This window comes from Natronospira sp. (genome assembly GCF_007134575.1).
Taxonomy (GTDB): Bacteria; Pseudomonadota; Gammaproteobacteria; order Natronospirales; family Natronospiraceae; genus Natronospira; species Natronospira elongata.
Window position 1 is genome coordinate 1 of record NZ_SLKM01000294.1, and the last position, 5,280, is coordinate 5,280.

Genomic DNA, 5,280 nt, shown 5'->3' on the forward strand with positions numbered 1-5,280 from the left:
CTCGACTGCCTTGCTTCCGATAGTGAGGAAGGTGGGGTCTATTTCGCGCCGGAGCCGGATGTCAGTATCGACCGTGGTAATCTGTATATTCATTTCCGTCACGGCCGATACGGTCATTGGACCTACAATTTCCGCTATCAGGGGGACGACTTTGAACTGATTGGCTACGACAGCACGCAGCAACGGGGACCGGTTGTGGAGCGCTCCGTCAGCATCAATCTGCTGACCAAAAGAATGTTGATCAGGGAAAACATCAATCACGATGCCGAGGGCGGAGACGAGGAATTCGAAGAGACCTGGAAAGAGTTCGCGCTCCCCCAGCCAATCAGACTCGGCGAAATCGGGAGTTTTGAGGCGCTTGATGTGAAAGCGCACATGAAACTGCTCGATTAGCGCTCTATATCGGGTGTCCCGGTTTCCTTCCTGGGCCTGGCACCGATGCCCAGCGTGAAGAGCAGGGCGATCACCGTGGAGGCGGCGGCCAGCAAGAAAGTATCGGAATAGGGTATGGCACTGGCCGCCGCGGTGTACAGTGGGTTCAGGGCGGCGGTGGCGACCTCCTGCCGGTGGGACAGGAAGGCACCCACTGTGGAAGCGCCCAGACCCGCCCCCATGAAAAAGAAGAGCTGATAGATGCCCGAGCCGATGCCGGCGATTTCCCGGGTCAGGGCAAAGGAGGCTGCATTGGCATTGGGGGACATGACGCCGGCATAGCCAATCCCCATGACCAGCAAGCCAAAGGCGATGACCGGTGGGGGGCTGTCGGTCTGGATGGAGAGGAAAAGCAGCCCCATCAACACCAGAGCCAGACTCCCCTGCAGTACCCGCCTCGGGCCGATACGGTCGGACAGTCGCCCGGCCATTCTTGAGAACAGGAAGATGGCCAGGGCACTGGGGGCTAGCACCATGCCCGCCCCCAGGGGACTCAGTTCGTGCTGCTCGATCATGAGCAGGGGGATCAGGAACAGGCCGCCGCCCAGAAAGGCCGCCTGAGCGAAAACGGCCACCCCGCAGGCCGAGAGATAGGTCCGGTTACGGAACAGCGCCGGTGGGGCGAAGGGGGTGGCCGAATGACGGATATGAATGGCGAAGCCGAGCGCGGCCGCGATTGCCACGATCAGCGGGCCCCAGGTTCGGGGAGAGTCGGGCCCGGCCTGCTGCAAGCCGGTGACGGCAAGGAAAAGCGCGGCGGCGCTGAGCGAAATCAGCAAGGCGCCCATCAGGCCGAAATGCCGTAATCCACCCTTTGCCCGGTCAGCCGCTGCGGTGTCCGGCATCCGCAGCCAGGTGGCGGTGGCCAGGAGGATCAAGAGCATGAGGGTGCCGAGAAACAGCCAGGGCCAGCCGCCCAGGCTGACGACCACGCCGCCCACGATGGGCCCGGTGGCCGCACCGATGCCCACACTGGAGATGACTGTACCGAAGGCCTGGCCACGCTCGCCGGGGGGGAAGAGGCGGGTGACGGAGCCCAGAGCCAGGGCCGGTATGGCGGCCGCGCCGGCTGCCTGCATCACCCGCCCGGCCACCAGCCAGGCAAAACTCGGCGCCAGGGCGCCCATCAGCGAGCCCGCGGCGAATACCAGCAGGGCCACCAGAAAGGTCTTGCGCAGACTGATGAAATCCGAGATTCGCCCGTAGAGTGCCGTACCCACGGCAAAGACCAGGGCATAGGCGGTGATGATCCATCCGGCCGCGCTGGCCGAGACCGCCAGATCGGCCCGGATACGCGGGATGGCGACGTTGATCATGCTGTTGTTGAGCACGCTGACAAATACCGCCAGCGCCATGATCGCCAGCAGCACCTGTCCGCTACTCCGGCTCACGCCCGAGTCGCGAGTCTGTGGATCAACGCTCATAATGAATCCAGCTTAAAGGGGTGGGGACCTGGGGGTCCCATCAAGCGTGACGAGTGTCCCGAGGGATGGCATTCGTCCTGAGCGGAAACTGTATCAGGCCGCCCCGGCTGGTGAAAGCCGGCACAGTCATTTGCGATGCAATACGGAACTGCGCAATGATGCAGCCTCATGAGGGAGTCGCAATGACAATGAATATATGGGTGGATGCCGACGCCTGCCCCGGTGTGATCAAGGAGATTCTCTTTCGGGCCGCGGAGCGGGCACAGGTGATGGTAACGCTGGTGGCCAATCAGCCCGTGCGGGTGCCGAAATCCCGTTTTATTCGCATGCGCCAGGTCAGCTCGGGCTTCGATGTCGCCGATGACGAGATTGTCCGGCAGGTGTCGGCCGGAGATCTGGTGGTCACGGCGGATATTCCCCTGGCGGCGGAGGTCATCGACGAGGGCGCGGTGGCGCTCAGCCCGCGGGGAGAGCTCTATACCACGGCCAATATCCGCGCCCGGCTCAACATGCGGGACTTTCTCGACACCATGCGCTCAAGTGGTGTGGACACCGGTGGGCCACCGGCCCTCAGTCAGGCTGATCGCAAGGCCTTCGCCGGCCACCTGGACCGTATTCTGGCGCAGCACAAAGGGGCGTGACGGCCGGTCCTCAACTCGCCATGCGCTCCAGGATATCCCGGTAAATCCCCGCCAACTGATCCAGCTCATCGACCCGAATTCGTTCATCCACCGCATGAATGGTGGCATTGGTGGGGCCCAGTTCCACCAGTTGGGTCCCGGTGGGGGCGATGAAGCGGCCATCCGAGGTACCGCCGGAGGTGGAGAACTCGGGTTCCAGACCCGCCTGATCGCGGACCGCATCCCGGACCGCTTCCACCAGTGGTCCGCCCCGGGTGATGAAGGGACGGCCCGAGTCCCGCCAGAAGCACTCATGTCGCGGCGCGTGGCGTTCCAGTACCTCGTTTACCATCTGCTGCAGTCCCTCGGGTGTCTGCCGGGGGCTGTAGCGGAAGTTGAACCAGGCCTCGGCAGTGGCGGGAATGACATTGTTGGCGCCGGTGCCGGCATTGAAATTGGAGATCTGGAAGCTGGTGGGCGGAAAGTCGGCGTCGCCTTCATCCCATTGTCGCTGACTGAGTTCGCTCAGCGCGGCCGCCAGACGGGGGATGGGGTTGTCAGCGTTCTGGGGGTAGGCCACATGACCCTGGATGCCGCTGACCGTTACCTGGCCGGACAGTGAACCCCGTCGGCCATGGCGGACCACATCACCGACCCGTTCCCGGCTGGAAGGCTCGCCCACCACGCAGTAGTCGATACGGACGCCTCGATCCTTGAGTGTTTCCATGACCTTTTTGGTGCCTTCCTGGGCCGGGCCTTCCTCGTCGCTGGTGATCAGAAAGGCCAGGCGCAGACCGGGGTCGGGGTGTTGGCTGAGAAAGTCTTCCACGGCGCAGATCATGGCCGCCAGCCCTCCCTTCATGTCCGCCGCGCCCCGGCCCCAGAGCCAGCCGTCACTCTCCACCGCCTCGAAGGGCGGATGAGTCCAGCTGTCTTCCGGGCCGGTTGGCACCACATCGGTATGCCCGGCGAAGCAGAACAGGGGACTTTTCTCACCCCGCACGGCCCAGAGGTTGTCCACCTCGCCAAAGCGAAGCGCTTCGCAACGGAAACCGAGGGCCTCGAGGCGTTCTGCAATCAGCGCCTGGCAACCGGCGTCTTCGGGGGTGATGGAGCGGCGGCGGATGAGTGCCTTGGCAAGCTCGTTGACCTGGTTCATGAGGGTTGTTCGTCCTTACGGTTGTTTCCAGGGAATGGGCGGGGCCTCGAGGCGTGGCCGGTTGGGCCGGGGGATGTGGCCGAACCGTTCGGCACCGGCCTCCCAGTCCTTCTGGGCCTCTTCGATTTCTTCGCGGCTGTGACCGACGAAGTTCCACCACATGTGGATGCGGCCTGGCATGGGTTCACCGCCGATGAGCAGGGCCCGGCCTGCCTGCTCACTGGCGATGGCCACCCGGTCGCGTCCCAGGCCCAGATAGGCCAGCTCATTCTCGGCGAAATGTTCACCCTCGATATCAATCCCGCCCTCCAGCGGCAGGATGCCGTATTCGAAATCCGGGCGGAGGGAGAACTGCGTGCGAGCAGCTTCGGGCCAGGCCAGGTCCATGCCCAACAAGGGGGAGAAACTGAGGGTGGGGGCACGGTGTTCTCCCTGTTCCCCCATGAGCAGGGTGGCCTGAAAACCGTCCTGCTCGAAACGGGGCAGTTCGGGATAATGGTCAAAGCGGGGCGCTGTGTGACGATCTTCATGGGGCAGGGCGATCCACAACTGGGCGGCGTGAAGATCACTCTCACCGGGCAGTGAGGCCTCGGTGTGGCTGATGCCAGCGCCGGCGGTCATGAGATTGACCTGGCCCGGGCGGATGATCTGCTCGTAGCCCAGACTGTCCCGGTGCAGCAGCTTGCCCTTGATCATCCAGGTGAAGGTTTGCAGACAGGTGTGGGGATGGGGCCCAACCTGCATGCCGTCGCTGTCCGGGGCGAAGCGGGCCGGGCCGGCATGGTCCAGAAAGCACCAGTGGCCGATCAGGCGACGGCCCCGAGTGGGCAGGCTGCGCGCGACCGGAATGCCGCCCACATCGGAATGACGGGCTTGCAGGCGCTGTATCGTTGGCTGCTGTTCCTTGTTCGCGCAGTCCAGGTCAATGCAGTCGCGATCACCCTCGGCCGTTGTCATGGCAGGCTCCTGTGCCGTTTCAGCGTTTGAACAGTGTTGTCCAGTCATCGGCCTGAAAGCCAACCCGGAGAGTGCCGTTCTGGTTCAGCACCGGGCGTTTGATGATGGTGGGGTTGGCGACAAAGACGGCCGCGTCACCCTCGTTGGCCCGGTCCTTGTCTTTGTCAGTCAGCTTGCGCCAACTCGGACCGCGACGGTTGATCAGCTTGTCACTGCCGATTTCATCCAGCCAGCGATTGACCATGGCATCATCCAGGCCGTCCTTGCGCAGATCATGCCAGCCGTGGTTGATGCCCTGCTCGTCCAGCCAGCGGCGCGCCTTGCGGCAGGTATCGCAGTTGTGAATGCCGTAGAGGGTGATGCTCATTCAGCGCTCCTGAGCAGTTCATTGATGCCCACCTTGGCACGGGTGGCGGCATCCACGCGCTTGACGATGATGGCGGCATACAGGCTGTGGCTGCCGTCCTTTGCGGGCAGGGTGCCGGGCACCACCACCGACCCGGCCGGCACACGGCCACGAAGGATCTCGCCGCTTTCCCGATCATAGATGCGCGTGCTCTGGCCAAGATACACCCCCATGCTGATCACCGAGCCCTCTTCGACGATCACCCCTTCAACCACTTCCGAGCGGGCACCGATGAAGCAGTTGTCCTCGATAATGGTAGGCGTGGCCTGCAAGGGTTCGAGC

General features: G+C 63.6%; 6 protein-coding genes and 1 pseudogene. 2 read left to right on the plus strand and 5 right to left on the minus strand.

The window, feature by feature from the left end:
• A pseudogene (locus tag ACJWXQ_RS11905) lies at positions 1–393 on the plus strand (hypothetical protein); the annotation flags it as partial.
• Here ACJWXQ_RS11905 and ACJWXQ_RS11910 read toward each other — a convergent pair.
• Complete coding sequence (locus ACJWXQ_RS11910) at positions 390–1,856, minus strand: MFS transporter (protein WP_346049500.1); 1,467 nt, start codon at positions 1,854–1,856, stop codon at positions 390–392. The pseudogene ACJWXQ_RS11905 and the gene ACJWXQ_RS11910 sit on opposite strands and share 4 nt — an antisense overlap.
• Positions 1,857–2,044: 188 nt before the next feature.
• Here ACJWXQ_RS11910 and ACJWXQ_RS11915 point away from each other — a divergent pair, with 188 nt between their 5' ends.
• Positions 2,045–2,497 (plus strand): YaiI/YqxD family protein, encoded by a 453-nt coding sequence (locus ACJWXQ_RS11915; RefSeq protein ID WP_346049588.1) that lies wholly within the window; start codon positions 2,045–2,047, stop codon positions 2,495–2,497.
• Between the two features lie 10 nt (positions 2,498–2,507).
• Here ACJWXQ_RS11915 and dapE read toward each other — a convergent pair whose 3' ends face one another.
• The 4 genes from dapE to ACJWXQ_RS11935 form a co-directional block, all read right to left on the minus strand.
• A complete protein-coding gene (gene dapE, locus ACJWXQ_RS11920) occupies positions 2,508–3,635 on the minus strand; it encodes a succinyl-diaminopimelate desuccinylase (RefSeq protein ID WP_346049502.1) in 1,128 nt (375 codons plus the stop codon).
• Positions 3,636–3,650: 15 nt separating this feature from the next.
• Entirely contained in the window at positions 3,651–4,592 is a 942-nt protein-coding gene (locus ACJWXQ_RS11925; RefSeq protein ID WP_346049504.1) for a pirin family protein, read from the minus strand.
• A gap of 19 nt (positions 4,593–4,611) precedes the next feature.
• Positions 4,612–4,959 carry a Spx/MgsR family RNA polymerase-binding regulatory protein gene (locus tag ACJWXQ_RS11930; protein ID WP_346049506.1) on the minus strand — a complete coding sequence of 116 codons (348 nt, stop codon included), beginning with the start codon at positions 4,957–4,959 and terminating at the stop codon, positions 4,612–4,614.
• Positions 4,956–5,280 (minus strand): DapH/DapD/GlmU-related protein (locus ACJWXQ_RS11935; protein WP_406672882.1); only part of this gene is annotated, 325 nt, incomplete at its 5' end. The genes ACJWXQ_RS11930 and ACJWXQ_RS11935, both read right to left, overlap by 4 nt.

Coding starts and splice junctions, on each gene's coding strand:
- ACJWXQ_RS11910 (WP_346049500.1), bottom strand. CDS start 1,856: ATGAGCGTTGATCCACAGACTCGCGACTCGGGCGTGAGCCGGAGTAGC.
- ACJWXQ_RS11915 (WP_346049588.1), top strand. CDS start 2,045: ATGAATATATGGGTGGATGCCGACGCCTGCCCCGGTGTGATCAAGGAG.
- dapE (WP_346049502.1), bottom strand. CDS start 3,635: ATGAACCAGGTCAACGAGCTTGCCAAGGCACTCATCCGCCGCCGCTCC.
- ACJWXQ_RS11925 (WP_346049504.1), bottom strand. CDS start 4,592: ATGACAACGGCCGAGGGTGATCGCGACTGCATTGACCTGGACTGCGCG.
- ACJWXQ_RS11930 (WP_346049506.1), bottom strand. CDS start 4,959: ATGAGCATCACCCTCTACGGCATTCACAACTGCGATACCTGCCGCAAG.